Origin of the sequence: Bradyrhizobium sp. IC4059, from assembly GCF_020193615.1 — a bacterium.
Taxonomy (GTDB): Bacteria; Pseudomonadota; Alphaproteobacteria; order Rhizobiales; family Xanthobacteraceae; genus Bradyrhizobium; species Bradyrhizobium yuanmingense.
This window is the reverse complement of sequence record NZ_JADYVH010000001.1, coordinates 951,863-969,649: the sequence shown is the minus strand read 5'-3', so window position 1 is coordinate 969,649 and position 17,787 is coordinate 951,863. Positions and strand designations below refer to the sequence as shown.

The 17,787-nt window shown below is 64.9% G+C and carries 18 protein-coding genes; 7 read left to right on the top strand and 11 right to left on the bottom strand.

What is annotated here, in order from left to right; all coding sequences use genetic code 11:
• Positions 1-226 precede the first annotated feature (226 nt).
• Complete coding sequence (locus tag I6F12_RS04475; RefSeq protein WP_225155587.1) at positions 227-988, bottom strand: hypothetical protein; 762 nt, start codon at positions 986-988, stop codon at positions 227-229.
• A 16-nt stretch (positions 989-1,004) separates the two neighbouring features.
• Positions 1,005-1,193: a hypothetical protein gene (locus I6F12_RS04470; protein ID WP_036005903.1), complete on the bottom strand. Its 189-nt coding sequence runs from the start codon at positions 1,191-1,193 to the stop codon at positions 1,005-1,007.
• Between the two features lie 255 nt (positions 1,194-1,448).
• On the opposite strand from I6F12_RS04470, the gene I6F12_RS04465 reads away from it, so the two are divergent.
• Positions 1,449-2,423, top strand: coding sequence for a DUF2336 domain-containing protein (locus I6F12_RS04465; RefSeq protein WP_225155586.1), 975 nt, complete (start codon positions 1,449-1,451; stop codon positions 2,421-2,423).
• 84 nt (positions 2,424-2,507) lie between these two features.
• Here the strand turns inward: I6F12_RS04465 and I6F12_RS04460 are convergent, their stop codons facing one another.
• The 4 genes from I6F12_RS04460 to I6F12_RS04445 form a co-directional block, all read right to left on the bottom strand.
• Positions 2,508-2,852, bottom strand: coding sequence for a DUF1491 family protein (locus I6F12_RS04460; RefSeq protein ID WP_225144051.1), 345 nt, complete (start codon positions 2,850-2,852; stop codon positions 2,508-2,510).
• Between the two features lie 46 nt (positions 2,853-2,898).
• Positions 2,899-3,111 carry a hypothetical protein gene (locus I6F12_RS04455; protein ID WP_024339804.1) on the bottom strand — a complete coding sequence of 71 codons (213 nt, stop codon included), beginning with the start codon at positions 3,109-3,111 and terminating at the stop codon, positions 2,899-2,901.
• Positions 3,112-3,258: 147 nt separating this feature from the next.
• Positions 3,259-3,963 (bottom strand): peptidoglycan-binding domain-containing protein, encoded by a 705-nt coding sequence (locus I6F12_RS04450; protein WP_036005910.1) that lies wholly within the window; start codon positions 3,961-3,963, stop codon positions 3,259-3,261.
• Positions 3,956-5,821, bottom strand: a complete 1,866-nt coding sequence (locus I6F12_RS04445; RefSeq protein WP_225155585.1) for an ATP-binding protein — start codon at positions 5,819-5,821, stop codon at positions 3,956-3,958. Before I6F12_RS04445 ends, I6F12_RS04450 begins: the two co-directional genes overlap by 8 nt.
• 414 nt (positions 5,822-6,235) lie before the next feature.
• Between I6F12_RS04445 and I6F12_RS04440 the strand changes: the two genes are divergently transcribed.
• Both I6F12_RS04440 and I6F12_RS04435 read left to right on the top strand, forming a co-directional pair.
• Entirely contained in the window at positions 6,236-6,694 is a 459-nt protein-coding gene (locus tag I6F12_RS04440) for a DUF5330 domain-containing protein (protein ID WP_036042942.1), read from the top strand.
• Between the two features lie 70 nt (positions 6,695-6,764).
• The gene (locus tag I6F12_RS04435) at positions 6,765-7,193 is read left to right on the top strand and encodes a SufE family protein (RefSeq protein WP_036005915.1); all 429 of its coding nucleotides are present in this window, start codon (positions 6,765-6,767) and stop codon (positions 7,191-7,193) included.
• Between the two features lie 109 nt (positions 7,194-7,302).
• On the opposite strand, the gene I6F12_RS04430 is transcribed toward I6F12_RS04435, so the two are convergent.
• Together I6F12_RS04430 and I6F12_RS04425 are read right to left on the bottom strand one after the other, a co-directional pair.
• The gene (locus I6F12_RS04430) at positions 7,303-7,719 is read right to left on the bottom strand and encodes a MucR family transcriptional regulator (RefSeq protein ID WP_036005917.1); all 417 of its coding nucleotides are present in this window, start codon (positions 7,717-7,719) and stop codon (positions 7,303-7,305) included.
• Between the two features lie 147 nt (positions 7,720-7,866).
• Positions 7,867-8,733 carry a DUF308 domain-containing protein gene (locus I6F12_RS04425; protein WP_225149872.1) on the bottom strand — a complete coding sequence of 289 codons (867 nt, stop codon included), beginning with the start codon at positions 8,731-8,733 and terminating at the stop codon, positions 7,867-7,869.
• A gap of 329 nt (positions 8,734-9,062) precedes the next feature.
• Here I6F12_RS04425 and I6F12_RS04420 point away from each other — a divergent pair, with 329 nt between their 5' ends.
• Both I6F12_RS04420 and I6F12_RS04415 read left to right on the top strand, forming a co-directional pair.
• A complete protein-coding gene (locus I6F12_RS04420; protein ID WP_074447486.1) occupies positions 9,063-10,712 on the top strand; it encodes a glycosyltransferase family 39 protein in 1,650 nt (549 codons plus the stop codon).
• A 208-nt stretch (positions 10,713-10,920) separates the two neighbouring features.
• Complete coding sequence (locus tag I6F12_RS04415) at positions 10,921-11,700, top strand: class II aldolase/adducin family protein (RefSeq protein WP_225155584.1); 780 nt, start codon at positions 10,921-10,923, stop codon at positions 11,698-11,700.
• A gap of 201 nt (positions 11,701-11,901) precedes the next feature.
• Here I6F12_RS04415 and I6F12_RS04410 read toward each other — a convergent pair whose 3' ends face one another.
• The 3 genes from I6F12_RS04410 to I6F12_RS04400 all read right to left on the bottom strand — a co-directional run bounded on the left by I6F12_RS04410 (position 11,902) and on the right by I6F12_RS04400 (position 16,447).
• Positions 11,902-13,296, bottom strand: a complete 1,395-nt coding sequence (locus tag I6F12_RS04410; RefSeq protein WP_225155583.1) for a M20/M25/M40 family metallo-hydrolase — start codon at positions 13,294-13,296, stop codon at positions 11,902-11,904.
• A 5-nt stretch (positions 13,297-13,301) separates the two neighbouring features.
• Positions 13,302-14,648, bottom strand: a complete 1,347-nt coding sequence (locus I6F12_RS04405) for a glycosyltransferase family 87 protein (RefSeq protein WP_225155582.1) — start codon at positions 14,646-14,648, stop codon at positions 13,302-13,304.
• 170 nt (positions 14,649-14,818) lie between these two features.
• Positions 14,819-16,447 (bottom strand): helicase HerA-like domain-containing protein, encoded by a 1,629-nt coding sequence (locus I6F12_RS04400; protein WP_225155581.1) that lies wholly within the window; start codon positions 16,445-16,447, stop codon positions 14,819-14,821.
• A 339-nt stretch (positions 16,448-16,786) separates the two neighbouring features.
• Between I6F12_RS04400 and I6F12_RS04395 the strand changes: the two genes are divergently transcribed.
• Positions 16,787-17,152, top strand: a complete 366-nt coding sequence (locus tag I6F12_RS04395) for a hypothetical protein (RefSeq protein WP_057027235.1) — start codon at positions 16,787-16,789, stop codon at positions 17,150-17,152.
• A gap of 24 nt (positions 17,153-17,176) precedes the next feature.
• A complete protein-coding gene (locus I6F12_RS04390) occupies positions 17,177-17,584 on the top strand; it encodes a DUF4332 domain-containing protein (protein ID WP_036005985.1) in 408 nt (135 codons plus the stop codon).
• Positions 17,585-17,787 lie beyond the last annotated feature (203 nt).

The following is a 17,787-nucleotide window of genomic DNA, read 5'->3' as shown; positions in this document are numbered from 1 at the left end:
CGTCTAAGCTCATCTCGAAGGACCTTTGGACAAAATGAATTCGAAAGAAACGTGGTGATCCTATCCGGCCTGCGCGGAAGGACAAGGGCAATCAATGCGGTTCCCGGAGGACCTCAACTGGTGGGCGGCGACAGGCGGCGCACTCCCGTGGAACCGGTCAGGCGGCCCGGGGAATCGGGCCGATCGGCCGCGGGGCGGCCGCGCTCAAAGGGTTGACGACTCGTGCTTAGCCCTTCGAGACCACCGCGCGACCATAGGGCGGGTGCCCCTGGACCGGCGGATTGGCGGTCTGGGCGGCGAGCTCGCCGATCAGGCGATCGGCATCGGCGGCCATGCCGTCGGGGGCCTGGATCACCAGGCGCTCCAGCGCCCAGCGATAGGACGAGATGCGCTGCTCCAGGCATTGCTGCACCCACTGGATGATCAGCGAGTTCTCCTGCATGCGCGCGACCGCGTCGTCCCTCTCCCTCGGGGACAGCGCGGAGACCCGCGCCATGCTGGCATCGCGCTTCCTGTCGAGATCGATGACGCGGATCGCGGATGCGAAGAACGGCTCGAAGCGGGTGATGTCGTTGCGCACGTCCTCGATCAGCTGCGCATAGCGCGAGGAATGCGAGCGGTGCGGCTCGTCGATCAGGGTGCGCCCGTACATGGTGCGGTCGAACACGACCTTCTGCCGCCACGGCGAGGGCAGCGCCTTGTAGTCGCCGAACACGCTCTTCCATGCGGGGCGCGACAGCGGCGGCTCGATCATGGGATAGGCGAGATCGCGAAGCTGGCGCTCTTCGTCGGTGAGCTGGAATTGCGATGGTCTCAGGCCGACGCTGGAGGTGACCTCCGCACCGAGCCAGCGATGCATGTCGTCGCTGCGCATGCTCTCGCGGGTGCGGCCGAAGTCGCCGCCGCTACACGCCGCGAGCAAGGCGCCCAGCAGCGCGAGCAGGACGGCCGATAGGACAGGCCGGATCTGGTGGATGACGTCCGGCATTGCATGAAGCCGGATGTCAGCGGCGGCGACGACGGCGCCCCGGCGCTGTGCCCTGCTCCGGCCCGCGATCGCCGCTGGTTTCGTCCGCCTCGCGCTCGATTCGAATCACGGGAAGGATCAGAACCGTTCCCATGTCCGCGCGCGGAGCGACATCCCCGGACGAGCCCACCCGGCGACCGGCCGGAAATTCGATGATGGTCCCCATGTCAGCTCTCTTCAATTGCCGCGCGACCGAACGCGCCCCAGCAACATGCATTCATTAAGATCAGCTCATGGTTAACGGGGTGTAAACGGGCCGCTTCAACCGTAGCCGCACGGACCGCGCCGCGCCGTCCCGTTGCGGCACGACAACGCCTCAAATTGCAGGGCCGGCTTCACGCCTCGTTTTCCTTAACGAGGCTTTAAACGAAGCTGCGCTAGGCTCGCCCCCAAGTATCTTTCCCGAGTTGCGTACGCCTCCATGACCAAGTCGCTGTTTCCCGGATTCGACGGGCTGATGACCCTGTCCCGTCGCGAAGGTGTCGATGTCCGTCCGACGCTGCTGCGCGTGCTGACCGACCTCTATGTCCAGACGAGCACCCACAGCGACGACGAGCAGCGGCAATTCGTCGAGCTCGCCACGCGGCTGATCGACCAAGTCGACGATGCGACGCGCGCGGCCGTCAAGGCCCGCCTCGCGGTCTATCCGCAGACGCCCGTCCCGATCCTGCAGAAGCTCGGCCTGGTCGCCACCCAGGAAGGCCGCAGGGTTCCACTGGCCCGGGAGATCCCCGCCCCGCCGCGCGGGTCTGCTCCGGCGCGCGTGCCGACCGAGGCCGAGCAACGCATGGCCGCCAACTTGGCGATGCAGCCGAAAGAGGCGGCCGAGATCCACGACATGTTCTTCCGCGCCGGCGCCTCCGAGCGCGCGCTGATCCTGCATAATCTGGCGCAGACCCCGCTGAAAGCCGCCCCCCGTATTCCGACCGTGCGCGCCAAGCGCGCGATCCAGATCCTGGAGATGGCGGCGATCGCGGGCGATATCGAAAGCTTCACCTTCGAGCTCGGCGACAGCCTGATCCTGCCCTCGCGCGTCGCAGCCCAGATCGTCGACGATGCCGGCGGCGAGGCGCTTGCCGTTGCCGCACGCGCGCTCGACATGCCGAGCCCGGTGTTCCAGCGCATTCTCTTGTTCTTCAAGCCGGAGATCGGAACGTCCGTGAACGCCGTGTACCGCCTGTCGCGGCTGTATGACCGTCTCGCCGAGCGATCGGCGCTGGTGATGCTGGCGGCCTGGCGCGGCTCGACGCTCGCGGTCACCCGCGCGAAGTATCAGTCCTCGCTGCATGACGGGGAGCGCCAGCGCGCACGCGCCGGCGCGAGCCAGACGCGGCCGGGCGTGCAGCCCGGCTCGAGCCCGGCGGTGCGGACGGGGACTAATCCGTCGGATCGCTGATTTGCTTACGCCGCCTCAGCGAGCGGCAGCGGTGAGGCACGCAACGAACTCCAACCCCGTCATTGCGAGCAATGACGGTTGAAGCTACGCCTTGGCCAATTCCAGAAAATGCCGGCCCGCGCGATCCTCGGTCTCGACGATCCAGGCATCCGGATCGAAGCGGATTTCCTTGATCAGCCGCTCCTCGATCGTGTGATCCGGCAGAGGCTGCGGCGCGACAGGGACGAAGAAGCGATCGACCGGCCGGCCGTCGTCATAGACGGTCTGCGGCGCCGGCGCATACAGCATCGCATGGCCGTCGAGCAGCGACACCTTCACGAACACCGCGCCCGCCTCCTCGGCACCGCGACGCCGCACGGCGCCGAACACGCCCTCGGTCTGGCACCGGCGCAAGTAAGCCGCCACCCAAATATTGGATTTCAAACGCATGAATTCGACGATAGGCCAGTGCGAGGCCTCACGCCAGCTTTACGTCTCACGCCTTGCGCGTGCCGTCCTGACCACCGCGAATCTGCGTTGCGATGAAGTATGACAGCGGCATAGCGAGTGCAAATCCTACCGCCACGGCATAGGGGATGTTCCTGATGGCGTCGGCGGCAAAACTCGGGACCATGAGCACCACGATGAGGCTGATGCCCGCCAGCGTCGTGCCGAGCATGATCCAGACGAGAATCGAGACCTTGAACATGACGACCTCTCTTCCTTGATGAGATGAGCCATCTTGTTCCTGCGGCCGCCGGCCGTCATTGATCCCACTCAAATCGCGATCGTATCGGATCCGGTCCATCGTGCCGGCGCCGGCAATTGACCTGCGTCAACGACACTCGACGTGCGGCTATTCGACCGGGCGGCCGATCGCAGCGGCGAGCTCGCGCAGCAGCCGGTCCGAGACCTGGCCGGTGACCTGCATCTTGTGCTCGCGCTCGAACTTCTGGATCGCGGCCTGGGTCTCGCCGCTCATGGTGCCCGTGATCTTCAGATTGCCGTAGCCGTATTCGGACAGCGCGCGCTGCACGCCGGCGATGCGGCGTGCGGCCGGGCTTTGCGCCGGGATCGGCGCCGGCGGACGCAGGGCCGCGGGCGGCGTCGAGGTGGTCGCCTTGACCAGATTGGTCATCGGATCATTCGAGCGCGTCGAGGCGGTCGCCTCGACCGGCTTTTCGGCAGCACGCTCGGCGGGCTTGGGCTCGGCAGGCTTAGGCTCGACACGGAACTCGGTCGCGCGCGGCTCGAGCGGCGAGGTATCGGCGCCGACGGGGCGCGGACGCGGCATGGGATTCGACAGCGGCACGGACGACGGCGCGGGAAGATTGATCACCGTGCCGAACATCGGCGCGGGATGCCGGCCGGTCTGGAGGAACAGCGCATTGGCAACGATCGCGGCGATCGCGGCGACGGCGACGAGGCCGGCCAGCGTGTCCTTGGGGCTGTGCAGCAGCACGCGCATCACGAGGTTGCGCTCGGTCTCGACGTCGACAACCGCAGCTTTGGCGCCACGGCGGCGCGGAGCGGCTTCGTCCTTGGCAGACTTCTTAGGCACTTTTCTTCACCAGAGCGGGTTGGTCCTGAGACTGGTCGTGAGCTTGGTCTTGAAGATCCTGACCTTGAAGTTCTTGGCGCAGCACAGGCGTCAGCGTCGCAATCTTGCGCTCGGCCGGCTTGGCTTGCGGCGGCGTGTAGACGAGCGGCAGCTTGACGGTGACCGCCGTGCCCTCGCCCAACCTGCTTTGTACCGTCAATTCGCCGAGATGCAACGCCACGAGACTCTTCACGATCGAAAGTCCAAGGCCGGTGCCCTCGTGACGGCGCTGATAGGTCGTGCCGGCCTGGAAGAACGGCGCGCCGATGCGCTTGAGATCGTCGGGCGCGATGCCGACGCCGGTGTCGCTGATGCGCAGCGTCAGCTGCGAGCCGGACACCGCGGCCGATACGCAGACCTGACCGCCGCGCTCTGTGAACTTGATGGCGTTGGCGACGAGGTTGAGCACGATCTGCTTGAAGGCCCTGGGATCGCCGGTCATGACGGGCAGGTCCTGCGGCGCGTCGGTGATCAGGTCGATGCCGTTCTCCCGCGCCTTCAGCGCCAGCAGATTGCAGCAATGCAATAGCGAAGCGCGCGGCGCGAACGGCTCGGACGCGATCTCGAAATTGCCCGATTCCATCTTCGACATGTCCAGGATGCCGTTGACGACCGACAGCAGGTGCTGGCCGGAATCGTTGATCAGCTGGGCGTATTCCTTGCGCTGCGCAGCACCCAGCATCAAGGCCTGCTCCTGCGCGATCATCTCGGAGAAGCCGATGATGGCGTTGAGCGGCGTGCGCAGCTCGTGGCTCATGGTGGCGAGGAAGCGCGTCTTGGCGGCATCGGCCGCCTCGGCGGCGCTGCGCGCCTGGTCCAGCGCCTGCTCGAAAAGCTTGCGGTCGGTGACGTCGCGCATCACCGCGACGACTTCGGCTTCGCACGTGACGTCACGCCCGCTGTCCTGATCGAGCGGACGGCAGCGCATCTCGACCCAGATGAAATCGACCTGGCCGCGCTCGGCGGCGGGCTCGCGCCGCAGCCTGAACTCGACGCTGCGCACCTCGCCGCGCGCCGCGTCGGACAGTGCCGTGAGATAGGCCGGCCGATCGGCGACATGGACACGGTCGAACAGGCCGTGGCCGAGCAGTTGCGCCACCTGCGCTCCGAGCATGGCCTCCACCGCCGGCGAGATGAATTGCACCGCACCGTTGCGCTGATGCCGCGAGATGACATCGCTCATGTTACGCGCCAGCAGGCGGTAACGCTCCTCCTCGCGCGACAACAGCGCAACGCTGGTGCGCGCGAGCGATTCCGCGCCGAAGGCGAGGCCGGCGGCATAAAGAGTGGCAGACGTGACCCCGAAAGCCATCAGCACGCCGCGCTCGGCGGCACTCGGCTCAACCACCGGCAGCCAGCCGAGCTGGCTGACCAGAATCAGCATTCCGGCGCAGGACAGCGCCAGCAGCGAGGCAAACGCCGCGACGCGGCGCGAGGCCGATAGCGCAGCTTCGAGCGGAACCACGATCAGCCAGACCGCGGCGAAGGATTCGATGCCGCCCGTCGTGATCGCGACAGCCATGATCAGGCCGGCGAGCGCCAGCGACGACAGCACGTGCGCGCCCTCGTAACGGCCGGTGCGCGACAGGAACCAGGACAACATGATCGGCGCGATCAGCCAGGCAAAGGCCGCGACCTCGATCGCGCTCGGCGCGCCGCGCATGGCGAGATAGACCGGAAATGCAGCGAAGGCGGCAAGGCTGCCGAGCAGCCGCGGTGCCATGAAGGCGCGATGGCGCGCGCGCATCAGCGCATCGTAGCGCGCGGAGGGATGCAGCAGTGCATCGAGACAATCGCGGATGATACTCAAAACTGTCACGGGTCTCGCGCTTCGGCTCAATCGTCTCTTGGAAGACGCGCCGGAACGCCTCCTTGTCGTTGAGCCACCGTGTCAGAGCGACCTTAAACGAGTGCTAAGGCGGCACAGCGTGTGGCCGGACACCGCGTTATCGCGGAGCTTTTTAGACGATTTGGCGACGTCTTCGCTGCGAATGGTGAACGCGGGGTTTCACCCTGCTCCGCATGGTTTCGAATTGGTGGATGCGGGGCGGCCGGCAGAACCATGGGTACGGGCGTCAATCGAAAATTTACCGGAACGTCGCTCCCGAAGAATCTTGCGTCAATTTTCCGCGAATTAAGCTCAAGGCAATCACTTGCGATTTATCGAGGATCGCTAGGTCCGACATCCGCGGGGAGATCGCCGCGGGCGGAGTCTAACGGACAGGTCGATAAGATGCGCTTTCTGCTCCGCATCACATTCTGGCTCGGGCTGGTGCTGGTGCTCCTGCCGCGGGACAAGACGCCCGAATCGGACAAGCTGCCGCAGATCGGCGCCGCCGATGCGGTGCAGGCCGCGACCGCGGCCGTTTCCGACGTGACCCAGTTCTGCAAGCGCCAGCCGGCGGCCTGCGAGGTCGGCGGCCAGGCCGCGACCATCATCGGCCAGCGCGCCCAGGACGGCGCGAAGAAGCTCTATCAGATCATCAACGACAAGAAGGAGCAGATCACCAACGACAAGAACGACGGCGGCAGGAACGACGGCAGCAAGACCGACAGCAAGAAGGCGCCCGACCATACCGGCTCGATCGCGCTGGCCGGCGAAGGCGATCTTGCAGCGAGCGAGGCGCCGCGCGATACCCTGACCCAGGACGACCTTGCGCTCGAATGGCGCGGACCGGGGCCGGCGAATTAAGCGTCCAGGCCCTATCGATTTCAGGGCTTCGCGTCTCTATATTGGCGGTAGGCGGGAACTGCGGGCCGATATGACGACGATTGACGACATCAGGGACAATTTCGAGCTTCTGGACGAGTGGGACGACCGCTACCGGTACGTCATCGAGCTCGGCCGCACTCTGGAACCGCTGCCGGAGGCGGAACACTCGGCCGAGAACAAGGTGCAGGGCTGCGTCAGCCAGGTCTGGCTGCAGAAGACGGTCGATCGCAGCAATGGCGAGCCGGTCCTGAAATATCGCGGCGACAGTGACGCCCATATCGTGCGCGGGCTGGTCGCGATCGTGCTCGCGCTGTATTCGGGCCGCACGCCGCGGGAGATCCTCAATACCGACGCGATCGCCGTGTTCAACGAGTTCGGCTTTCGCGATCATCTGACGCCGCAGCGCTCCAATGGCCTGCGCTCGATGGTCGAGCGCATCAAGACCGATGCGAGAGAGGCGCTCGCGGAAGCGTCGTAAGATGCTCTCGTAGGGTGGGCAAAGCGGAGCGTGCCCACCTTCTGTGTGCAATCAACGTAAACGCGTGGGCACGGCGCTTTGCGCCTTTGCCCACCCTACAAGACCCCAACTACTTCCGCTTCCGCTGCTGCTGCCCGAGGCCCATCTGCTTGGCCAGTTGCGAGCGCGCCACCGCATAGTTCGGGGCGACCATGGGATAGTCGGCCGGCAAGCCCCACTTCTCGCGGTACTGCTCCGGCGTCATGTTGTACTGCGTGCGCAGATGGCGCTTCAGCGACTTGAAGCGCTTGCCGTCTTCGAGGCACACGAGATAATCGGGCGCGATCGACTTCTTGAGCGAGACGGCGGGCTTGGCCGGCTCCAGCGGCGCAGTCTCGGTGCGGCCTGACGAAACCCGCACCAAGGCGCCATGCACCTGACTGATCAGGTTCGGAATCTCGGCCGCCGGCGTCGGATTGTTGCTGAGATAGGCCGACACGATGCTCGCGGTCAGCTCGATGAAATTCTTCGCCCCCGCATCCGACATGCGCCCTCCCTTGTCCGCTTGTGGCTTACAGGATTGACGACACCGAAGTATTCCCTGTCAAGAATACATTCGGCTGAAACACGATGACTGACGGCGAGGCACTGATTACTGGTGAAAAGCGCCCGTCTACTTGAGCGCGCGGTCGCTTCAACCGCGCTGGTCGAGATGGGCACGGAGCTCGTCGATCGAGGCAAAGCGCATCATGCCCTCCGGCATCTGCGCCTCGATGGAGCCATCGGAATAGAGCGAATACGCCATGCCATCGACGACGCCGGACTTGAGCACCGTCACCGGCGGGGGCTCCACGAGCGGCGGCGGCTCGGGCGCCGGCTCAGGAGCGGTCTCCGCCAAGGTCGACGGCGAGCGCGGCGGCGGCGGACGGCGTTGGGCGGCCGGCGGCTCCGGCGGGCGCGCACGGTCCGGCTTCGGCCAGGCGACGTCGAAGCTCGCAGGGGGCGAAAGGTTCGGGGCCTCGCTGGGCTCCGCGGGCGGCGGGGGAGTTTCAGTGGATTTTGCCTCCGCGCGCTCGCGCTCCTTGCGCGAGGTCGAGGCGAACAGCAGGTTGCGCCGGCGCGACGCTTCCGGAGCGGGAGGCGGTGTCGGGGCTTCCGGCTCCTGCTGCGGTGCCTCGGCACGCGGCCGCTCGCGCGCTGCAGCTTCGCTCTGCCACGGCGGCGGACTTGCGGGCGGTGGCGGCGGCGCCGGCTCGGCTCTCACCGCCGCAGCGGGCACCGGCTCGGGCGCGACTACGCCAGGCACAGCGAGGCCCGGCAGCGCGGGCCTGACCCGAACCTCGGATGGCGCGACCGCACCGGCCAGCCGGCGTGCGATGCCCCTGAGCTCGAGCAGCACCAGATGCAGGCCGACCAGTAACATTCCGGAGCAGACGCCAATGGTGCCGGAGACTATGAGAGTCCCACCGAGGCTGAATTCCCTGATCGTCATGCCGAAAATCACCGCGAGGAGACCCGCCAGCACGGCGCAAATCCCCACGATCAGCAATGCCAAATTCATCGAACTCACCCCCGGCCGCGCATCACGCGCGAGAACCGCTACGCCACGATACCGTCATACGCTGTTCCACGCCAACGGCCAATTCTGGGCAGTGTTCCTAAAGGGAAGGAAATCAGGGACTTATTCACATTCCCTTCAGCCGGGGCTCGCTACTGCTAAAGCTGCTCGCAAAGTCAGCTGAATGGGTGCCAACCGGAATTGCTGCGTCGCATCAGGAATTTAGCCATAATGCCCAATTACTTGGTAATGGAACTGCGCTATAGGGAGTCCGGGGTTGAGGCCCGCGCGCGCCAGCAGGGCCAAAAGGGGATTCCGGGGCACCGATAGCCATGACATCCATCACGACTTCGGCGATCGACACGCCTCAGCGGCGCTCGATCGAACGGACTTGCGACGATCTCGCCATGCTGGTGCTGGCCGCGGTCGCCGTCATTGCAGGCTTGACCTTCCGCGACTACGGGCTCGGCTGGGACGACTACACCCACGCCGAATATGCCGACCTGCTGCTGCGCATGTTCGGTTCCGGCTTCAAGGACACCGCGGCGCTCTCCTTCGCCAATCTCTACATGTATGGCGGCGGCTTCGACATGGTCGCGGCCCTGCTGCACAAGGTCATTCCGCTCGAGCTGTTCGAGACCCGCCGTCTGGTCGGCGCCATCGTCGGCGTAATCGGGCTTGCCGTGACATGGCGGCTCGGCCGCCGCATCGGCGGACCGCTTGCCGGTCTGGCTTCCCTCCTCCTGCTTGCGCTCTGCCCGACCTTTTACGGCCACATGTTCATGAACCCGAAGGATGCACCCTTCGCGGTCGCCATGGTCGTCCTGATGCTCGGCCTCGTCCGGCTCGCCGAGGAATATCCGCAGCCATCGCCGCGCACGATCCTGATCGTCGGCTTGGGGGCCGGCCTTTCGCTCGGCTGCCGTGTTCTCGGCGGACTCGCGCTGGTCTACGCCGTGGTCGGCTTCGTGCCGCTGTTCCTGGAGGAATTGCGCACCGAAGGTCCGCGCGAATCCGTTCGCCGCTTCGCCCATGTCGTCTATGTGTTGCTGCCAGGCCTCGTGCTCGGCTACCTCGTGATGGGCCTGATCTGGCCGTGGTCGATCATGGAGCCAGGCAATCCCTTGGCGGCGCTGACCTACTTCTCGCATTTCTTCGAGAAGCCGTGGAAGGAGATGTTCGACGGTGCGATCGTATCGGTGCCCGACATGCCCTGGTCGTATCTGCCGACGCTGTTCGCCCTGCAGCTGCCCGAGGTGATGCTGGTTCTGATGGGCGGTGCGATCGTCAGCACCTTCGCCATGCTGCCGCGGCGCGAGGTTCCGGCACGCCGCAAGACCATCCTCCTGATGCTGACGCTGGCTGCTACCCTGCCGCTCGCGATCGCGATGGTGAAGCGCCCGGCGCTCTACAACGGCATCCGCCATTTCGTCTTCGTGATCCCGCCGATGGCGGTGCTCGGCGGCGTCGCCTTCGCCTGGACCATGGAGCGCCTGCGGGCCAATCACCGCACCTGGCAGCCGGTCGTGCTCGCCACCTTCTGCTTCGGCCTTGCGCTGTCGCTCGCCGAGATGATCCGGCTGCACCCCTATCAATACACGCACTTCAACCACATTGCCGGCACCGTGCGCGGCGCCGACGACCGCTTCATGCTGGACTATTGGGGCCTCGCCTTGAAGCAGGCCTCCGACGGATTGCGCGAGCAGCTCGTCGAGCGCCAGGAAGTGCCGCCCGGCAACCGCAAATGGAAGGTGGCGGTGTGCGGTCCGCAGCGCCCGGCCCAGGTGGCGCTCGGGCCCGACTTCACCATCGGCTGGGATTCCAACGCGGCCGATTTCGCCATGACGCTCGGCGAGTTCTACTGCAAGGGCCTCACCGCCCCGGTCATGGTCGAGATCAAGCGCGACGACGTGGTGTTCGCCCGCGTCTACGACATCCGGGGGCGCGGCATTTCCAGCCTGCTGTCGATCCCGGCACCGTAGGATTTCTCCGTATCCGTAGCCCGGATGGAGCGAAGCGTAATCCGGGACCTGTGGCATCGTGCGAGCTGCCCCGCATTCCGCTTCGCTCCATGCGGGCTACGCGCTCCATGCGGGCCACGCTTGACAGCCACGCTCCTCGCGCCTTGCCGCAAGCCTCTCCCGCGACTACGCTCCTCCTCCGCAACAACGAGGTTCGGAGAGATCAGCCATGTCGCCAGCAGAAGCCCGCCTGAGGGAAGTCCCCTCCAACATGACGGAGGCGGAGTGGCAGCAACGGGTCAATCTCGCCGCATGCTATCGCCTGGTCGCGCTGTACGGCTGGGACGATCTGGTCGACACCCACATCTCCGCGCGCGTGCCCGGTCCCGACCATCACTTCCTGATCAATCCCTACGGGCTGATGTTCGAGGAAATCACGGCCTCCAGCCTCGTCAAGGTCGACCTGCACGGCAATCAGCTCTCCGAGAGCGAGTACAGCATCAATCCTGCCGGCTTCACCATCCATTCGGCGATCCACGAGGTGCGCGAGGACGCGATCTGCGTGCTGCATCTCCACACCCTCGACGGAACCGCGGTGTCGAGCAGCGCGGAAGGGCTCTTGCCCCTGAACCAGACCGCCCAGCTCGTCACCCACGACCTCGCCTATCACGACTATGAAGGCATCGCGCTCGACCACGAGGAGCGGCCACGGCTGCAGAAGGATCTCGGCGACCACAACCACATGCTCCTGCGCAATCACGGCACGCTGACGGTCGGCCGCTCGGTCGCCTCCGCGTTCGAGCGCATGTACCATCTCGAGCGCGCCTGCTCGATGCAGGTGCACACGCGCGCGCTCGGCACGCCGGTCTATCCGGTCGACGATATCGCGATCGAGAAGAACACGGAGCTGCTCGCCAACCGCGACCGCGCCGAGCTGCGCGCAAACAACCTCGTGTGGCCGCCCTTGCTGCGCAAGCTCGACCGCGTCAATCCCGGCTACCGGTCTTGAGATATTCACGAAATTGAGGTAGTGTTTCCGTCGAACTACCTCTGCACGTATTGGAATGAAACGCCGCCCAATTCCGGGCGGCGTTTTTGTTTCGTGAACTTCGTAGGGTGGATTAGCGAAGCGTAATCCACCTCTCTCTTGGTGCAGCCCGCAAGAGTTGGTGGATTACGCCTTCGGCTAATCCACCCTACCGCACCGTGCCTATTTCACCTCCGCCAGCGCGGCGAGGATCCTTGCCCAGGAGCGGATGCCCTTCTGGAAGCTCTGCAGGTCGTATTTCTCGTTCGGCGAGTGGATGTTGTCGTCGTCGAGGCCAAACCCCACCAGCAGCGAGTCGAGGCCGAGCGTGCGCTTGAAGTCGGCGACGATCGGGATCGAGGCGCCCGAGCCCATCAGCACGGTCTCCTTGCCCCATTCCTCCGCGAGCGCCTTGCTGGCGGCGGCGAGCGGCTTCATGGTCCAGTCGAGCGCGACTGCGGGCGCGGCGGAATGGTCGCCGAACTCGACCTTGCAGTCGCCGGGAATGCGCGCCGTCACGTAATCACGGAAGGCCTTGCGGATCTTTTGCGGGTCCTGGCCCTGAACCAGGCGGAACGAGACCTTGGCCGAAGCATGCGAGGGGATCACGGTCTTGGAGCCCTCGCCGATATAGCCGCCCCAGATGCCGTTGACATCGCAGGTCGGGCGCGTCGAGGCCTGCTCGACCAGCAGCCTGCCCTTCTCGCCAGCCGGGAGCGACAGCCCGACCGGCTTGAGAAAGGTCTCGGGCGTGAAATCGAGCTTCTTCCACTGCTCCAGGATATCGGGCGGCGTGTCCTTCACGCCGTCATAGAAGCCGGGGATGGTGATGCGGTTGTCGTCGTCGAACAGGCCACCCAGGATCTTCGTGAGCAGGCGGATCGGGTTCATCGCGGTGCCGCCGAACACGCCGGAATGCAGATCGCGATTGGCGGCGGTGATCTTGAGCTCTTCATAGAGCAGGCCGCGCAGCGAGGTCGTGATCGCCGGCGTGTTGCGGTCCCACATGCTGGTGTCGCACACCAGCACGTAATCGGCCTTGAACTCGTCCTTGTTGGCCTCGATGAAGGGCACGAAGTTCTTCGAGCCGACCTCCTCCTCGCCTTCGATCAGGAAGGTGACGTCGACCGGCAGCGAGCCCGTCACCTTCTTCCAGGCGCGGCAGGCCTCGACGAACGTCATCACCTGCCCTTTGTCGTCCTCGGCGCCGCGCGCGACGATGATCTTGCGGCCGTCGGCATGATCGGTGACGACGGGCTCGAACGGCGGACGGTGCCAGAGATCGAGCGGGTCGACCGGCTGCACATCGTAATGGCCGTAGAACAGCACGTGCGGCCGGCCGCCCGCGCCGGTCTTGCCGACGACGGCGGGATGACCCGCGGTCGGCCTCACCTCGGTGGCAACACCGAGGCTGGCGATGTCCCTGGCGAGATGCTCGGCGGCAGCCTTGCAATCATCGGCGAAGGCGGGATCGGCCGAGATCGACTTGATCCGCAGCAACGAGAACAGGCGCTCCAGGCAGTTATCGAAATCCTTGTCGATGTGGTCGAGCACGGATTGGAGCTGCGCGTTGGCCATGATTGCTATCCTGATTGTTGAGTCTCAAGAGGTCCGGGTTTTAGCGCCGGTGCGGCGTTAGGGCTAGCCGCAAGCGGCGGATGCCGGATGTGCCAGGCGAGACACCCTGCGAGGATGGCGGTCGCAGCGAGGTTGTTGCCCCAAGCCTGGAAGGCGAGCGGAAACCACGGCAGCGACAACACCATGAGGATGCCGGCCGCACTGAGGGCAAGCCAGGTTCCCAGGCGCACATGCGCTCGCTCGTCGAAGGCGGCCCGATGCATCAACACCGTCATCGGGAAGTACAGCCACATGAAATAGTATTGCCGGGCCAGAGGCGAGGCGACCGTCATGAGGCAGAACAAGATGCCGAGCTCCTCGGCATCCGAGCGCGCCGTCCGCCGCGCTTGCCGCGGCATGATCGCAACGAAGCCGAGCCCGAGCAGCGCCGACAGCGCGAGCACGATCCAGTTCGCCGTCCTGTAGTCGACCTCGATCAGATTCATGGTGCGAGGCGGCTTGCTGGGATCGTCCTGATTGTAGTTGATCGGCCGGACCAGCCGATGCGTGACGGCAATGAGGGACTGGTTGACCCACGACCAGTTCTGCTCGTCACGCTGGCCAAAGCCCTTTTCCGAGCTGGTCCCGATCATGCCCTGGTACCAGGTCGCCAGCTCGGCCGCGTTGCGCTCGAAGCCGCGGATCGGTGCCGGCACGACATAGAGAAGAATGCCGGTGAAGACGATCGCGCTGAGCAGGGCCGCCCATTTGCGCCGCCAGGCCAGATAGGGCAGCACGGCGATCGGGAACACCTTGATGGCGGCGGCGAGCGCGAACATGAAGCCGGCCAGCCACGATCGCTGATGCCGCAAGCTCCAGAAGCCGTAGAGCATCATCGCCAGAAGGAGGAGGTTCGGCTGGCCGAGGTCGAACATGTCGAACACGAAGGTCACGGTGGCGACGACCGGCAGCGCCTCGAGCCAACGACCCGGCGCGCGGTCCGAGCCGGTCATGACCTGGGAGAACGCCGCGGTGTACCACCACGCCACGGCGTTCAAGATCGACAGGACGACATAGAGCGGGATCTTGCCGAACCAGCTCGGGATCGCCAGCAGGATTGCCGGCAGCGGTGGATAGATGAAATCGAAATGCTCGACGGCCGTGGCAGGATACAGCGGCCCACCCTCCAGGACCTGCTGTCCGGCCCAGTACCAGAGCGAGTAGTCCTTGGTCTTGCCGCGGCCGAAAATCTCGGGGACGAGCACGTCGGCGATCAGGAGGACGCAGCAGAGCAGAAAAAGCAGATCCAGCGGCGCACCCAGCGACGGGCGTCTGGGTGCGTCAGGCTTGGCCAACGGGGCGGGCGGGGTCACGATGTGGTCCTGAGCGGCGACGACACAGGACCTAGCAGACCGGCGAAGGCTTGCAGAGCCCTTCACCTGAATTTGTGCGCCGTGGTAGCTCGGACGAGCAGATATCAGGCGACGGTCAACGTTCTAGAGCTTCACCGGATACGACGACTGCCTCAAACCGGGCGCTCTGCCTAACGCCGTAGCAATCCGCCGAGCGCGCCGCGGACCAGCGTACGGCCGATCGAGCCGCCGAGCTGGCCGCCGAGCGACTTGCCGATATTGGCGGCCATCCCGCCGATCACCTGGTTGGTGACCGATCGCGTCACGTCGCGGGCAATGACCTGGCCGGTCGACAGACGACCTCGCTTGACGTTGGTGCCGAAGATGGTGCCGACGATCGAGCCGATCTGGCCAAGGATTCCGTCGCCTGCGCCGGCTCCACCATTTTGTGCGTCGGCAGGCGCAGCCGTGCCGGCTACGCGCTTCTGCAGCATCTCATTGGCGGACTCACGATCCACCGCGGTATCGTATTTGCCCTTCACCGGGCTCCTGCTCATGATCGCCTTGCGCTCCTCGGGCGTGATCGGCCCGATCCGCGCCGTCGGCGGCCGGATCATCACCCGCTCCACCATCGAAGGCGTGCCGTTGCCCTCGAGGAAGGACACCAGCGCCTCGCCCTTGCCGAGCTCCGTGATCACCTTGGCGGTGTCGAGCTTCGGGTTGGGCCGGAAGGTCTGCGCCGCAGCGGCGACCGCCTTCTGGTCGCGCGGCGTGAAGGCGCGCAGCGCATGCTGCACGCGACCGCCCAATTGGGCCAACACCTTGTCCGGCACGTCGATCGGATTCTGGGTGACGAAATAGACGCCGACGCCCTTGGAACGGATCAGACGAACCACCTGCTCGATCTTGTCCATCAACGCCTTCGGCGCATCGTTAAACAGCAGATGCGCCTCGTCGAAAAAGAACACCAGTTTTGGCTTCGGCAGGTCGCCGGCTTCCGGCAATTCCTCAAACAACTCCGACAGCAACCACAACAGAAAGGTAGCGTAGAGCCTGGGGCTCTCCATCAGCTTGTCGGCAACCAGGATGTTGACGATGCCGCGACCGTCGCTATCGGTCTTCATGAAATCCTTCAGCTCTAGTGCAGGCTCACCGAAGAATTTCGTTCCGCCCTGGTTTTCCAGCACCAGCAGCTGGCGTTGAATGGTTCCAACCGTCGCCTTGCTCACATTGCCGAAGCTCTGCGCGGCCTTCCGGATCTCGGCTAACGGATCTTCCTCAGCATCCGGTCCCTTCTTGCCGCTGGCGGGCACGATCGCATCCAACAGCGATCGCAGATCCTTCATGTCCAACAATGGCAGGCCGTTCTCGTCCGCGACGCGGAACGCGACGTTGAGAACCCCCTCCTGCACCTCGTTCAGGTCGAGCATCCGCGCCAGCAATAGCGGCCCCATTTCGGTGACGGTGGCGCGGACCGGATGTCCCTGCTCGCCGAACACGTCCCAGAACACGGTCGAGAACTGGTCCGGCTGAAACTTGAGACCCATTTCGCTGGCGCGCTTGAGAATGAAGTCTTTGGCCTCGCCGACTTCCGAGATTCCGGAGAGGTCGCCCTTGATGTCGGCCGCGAAGACCGGAACACCGGCGCGCGCAAATCCTTCCGCCATCACTTGCAGCGACACGGTCTTGCCGGTTCCGGTTGCACCCGTGACGAGGCCGTGGCGATTGGCCAGCGCAAGCGTCAGCCAAGCCTGCTCGTCTCCCTTGCCGACGAAGATCTTGTCGTCGGTATCGCCGAGCTTGCTGTCCTGTGCGGTCATTATTCTCTCTGATCTTTCTGCCGAGTTTCGCGTCGCGAAACCCGAATGCACCAATTCCGTAGTTTAACGCATCTCGTGCGCCGATTAAATCGGTTCAGCGGCTCCTGCGCATGCGACATTGTCGGAAACAGACGGACAACATCGGCCGAAAGTCGGAATGGGGCGTTCGCATAGCGGCAATTTTTTGCCGATTCGTTCTAGCCTCTTGCACGGCGGCAACACTTTTCGCGCGTTCGCGACGGCGCCTGCGTTCATCGCTTGTATTTCACGTCACACCGGCTCAAGATCATTTTCGAAAGCAATATTCCGGCATGCAAACCGGCTGAGGGGCGGGGTCTTATGGACGAGCTGATCGGACGGCTGGCGACAAACGCCAGCATAGATGGTGCTGTCGCTGAAAAGACCGTCGGCATTATCCTGGCCTTCCTTCGCAACGAGGGCCCTTCCGACAGTGTGCAGGCCCTGATCGACCAGATCCCCGGAGCGGAAGCTGCGATCGAAGCCTCCAAGAGCGGTGGCGGCCTGTCGCGGCTGATGGGCGGCGGCTTGATGGCCGTCGGCACCCGCCTGATGGGCCTGGGGCTCGGCATGTCCGAGATTCAAAACGTCGCCCGTGAACTTTTCCGCTACGGGCGAGACAAAATCGGAGCGGATCAGATGGGCAAGATCATCGCGGGGACGCCGGGCCTCAGCCAGTTCGCCTGAGCGACGCTTTTCATATCGAGCATCATGACATATCCGATTTCCGAGATTGAGGGCCTGCCGGCCTTTGCCGCCAACAAGTTGAAGGCGCAAGGAATCCGCACCACCGACGCGCTGCTCGAGGCGGCGTCCACCGTGAAGGGCCGCAAGGCGCTTTCGGCCAAGACCGGCATCAGCGAGCAGCAATTGCTGGAATGGGCCAACGTCTCCGACTACATGCGCATCCCCGGCATGGGCAGGGCCAAGGTCGGGCTCGTCCGCGCCGCCGGCGTCACCACGGTGCGGGAGCTCGCCTATCGAAATCCGGCAAGGTTGGCGCAGAGCATGCGCGAGGCCAACGAGAAGAAGAAGCTGGTCCGCGTCCTGCCTTCCGAGAAGTCGGTCGGCGACATCATCGCCAAGGCCAAGAAGCTGCCGCCGAAGATTACGTATTAGCGCTGCGGACCAAGCTGGAGAGGTTGGGGTACCACTGCTCCCAGATCGTCATTGCGAGCGCAGCGAAGCAATCCAGAATCTTGCCGCGGTGACAGTCTGGATTGCTTCGCTGCGCTCGCAATGACGGAGGGTGAGCAAGAACATCGCATCCTCTCGGCCGTCTGCACGCATCGGAATGGCCGCGAATGGCCCCAATCCCGTCT

Coding starts and splice junctions, on each gene's coding strand:
- I6F12_RS04425 (WP_225149872.1), bottom strand. CDS start 8,733: ATGAATTTGGCATTGCTGATCGTGGGGATTTGCGCCGTGCTGGCGGGT.
- I6F12_RS04420 (WP_074447486.1), top strand. CDS start 9,063: ATGACATCCATCACGACTTCGGCGATCGACACGCCTCAGCGGCGCTCG.
- I6F12_RS04475 (WP_225155587.1), bottom strand. CDS start 988: ATGCCGGACGTCATCCACCAGATCCGGCCTGTCCTATCGGCCGTCCTG.
- I6F12_RS04455 (WP_024339804.1), bottom strand. CDS start 3,111: ATGTTCAAGGTCTCGATTCTCGTCTGGATCATGCTCGGCACGACGCTG.
- I6F12_RS04470 (WP_036005903.1), bottom strand. CDS start 1,193: ATGGGGACCATCATCGAATTTCCGGCCGGTCGCCGGGTGGGCTCGTCC.
- I6F12_RS04440 (WP_036042942.1), top strand. CDS start 6,236: ATGCGCTTTCTGCTCCGCATCACATTCTGGCTCGGGCTGGTGCTGGTG.
- I6F12_RS04435 (WP_036005915.1), top strand. CDS start 6,765: ATGACGACGATTGACGACATCAGGGACAATTTCGAGCTTCTGGACGAG.
- I6F12_RS04460 (WP_225144051.1), bottom strand. CDS start 2,852: ATGCGTTTGAAATCCAATATTTGGGTGGCGGCTTACTTGCGCCGGTGC.
- I6F12_RS04395 (WP_057027235.1), top strand. CDS start 16,787: ATGGACGAGCTGATCGGACGGCTGGCGACAAACGCCAGCATAGATGGT.
- I6F12_RS04410 (WP_225155583.1), bottom strand. CDS start 13,296: ATGGCCAACGCGCAGCTCCAATCCGTGCTCGACCACATCGACAAGGAT.
- I6F12_RS04390 (WP_036005985.1), top strand. CDS start 17,177: ATGACATATCCGATTTCCGAGATTGAGGGCCTGCCGGCCTTTGCCGCC.
- I6F12_RS04415 (WP_225155584.1), top strand. CDS start 10,921: ATGTCGCCAGCAGAAGCCCGCCTGAGGGAAGTCCCCTCCAACATGACG.
- I6F12_RS04430 (WP_036005917.1), bottom strand. CDS start 7,719: ATGTCGGATGCGGGGGCGAAGAATTTCATCGAGCTGACCGCGAGCATC.
- I6F12_RS04400 (WP_225155581.1), bottom strand. CDS start 16,447: ATGACCGCACAGGACAGCAAGCTCGGCGATACCGACGACAAGATCTTC.
- I6F12_RS04465 (WP_225155586.1), top strand. CDS start 1,449: ATGACCAAGTCGCTGTTTCCCGGATTCGACGGGCTGATGACCCTGTCC.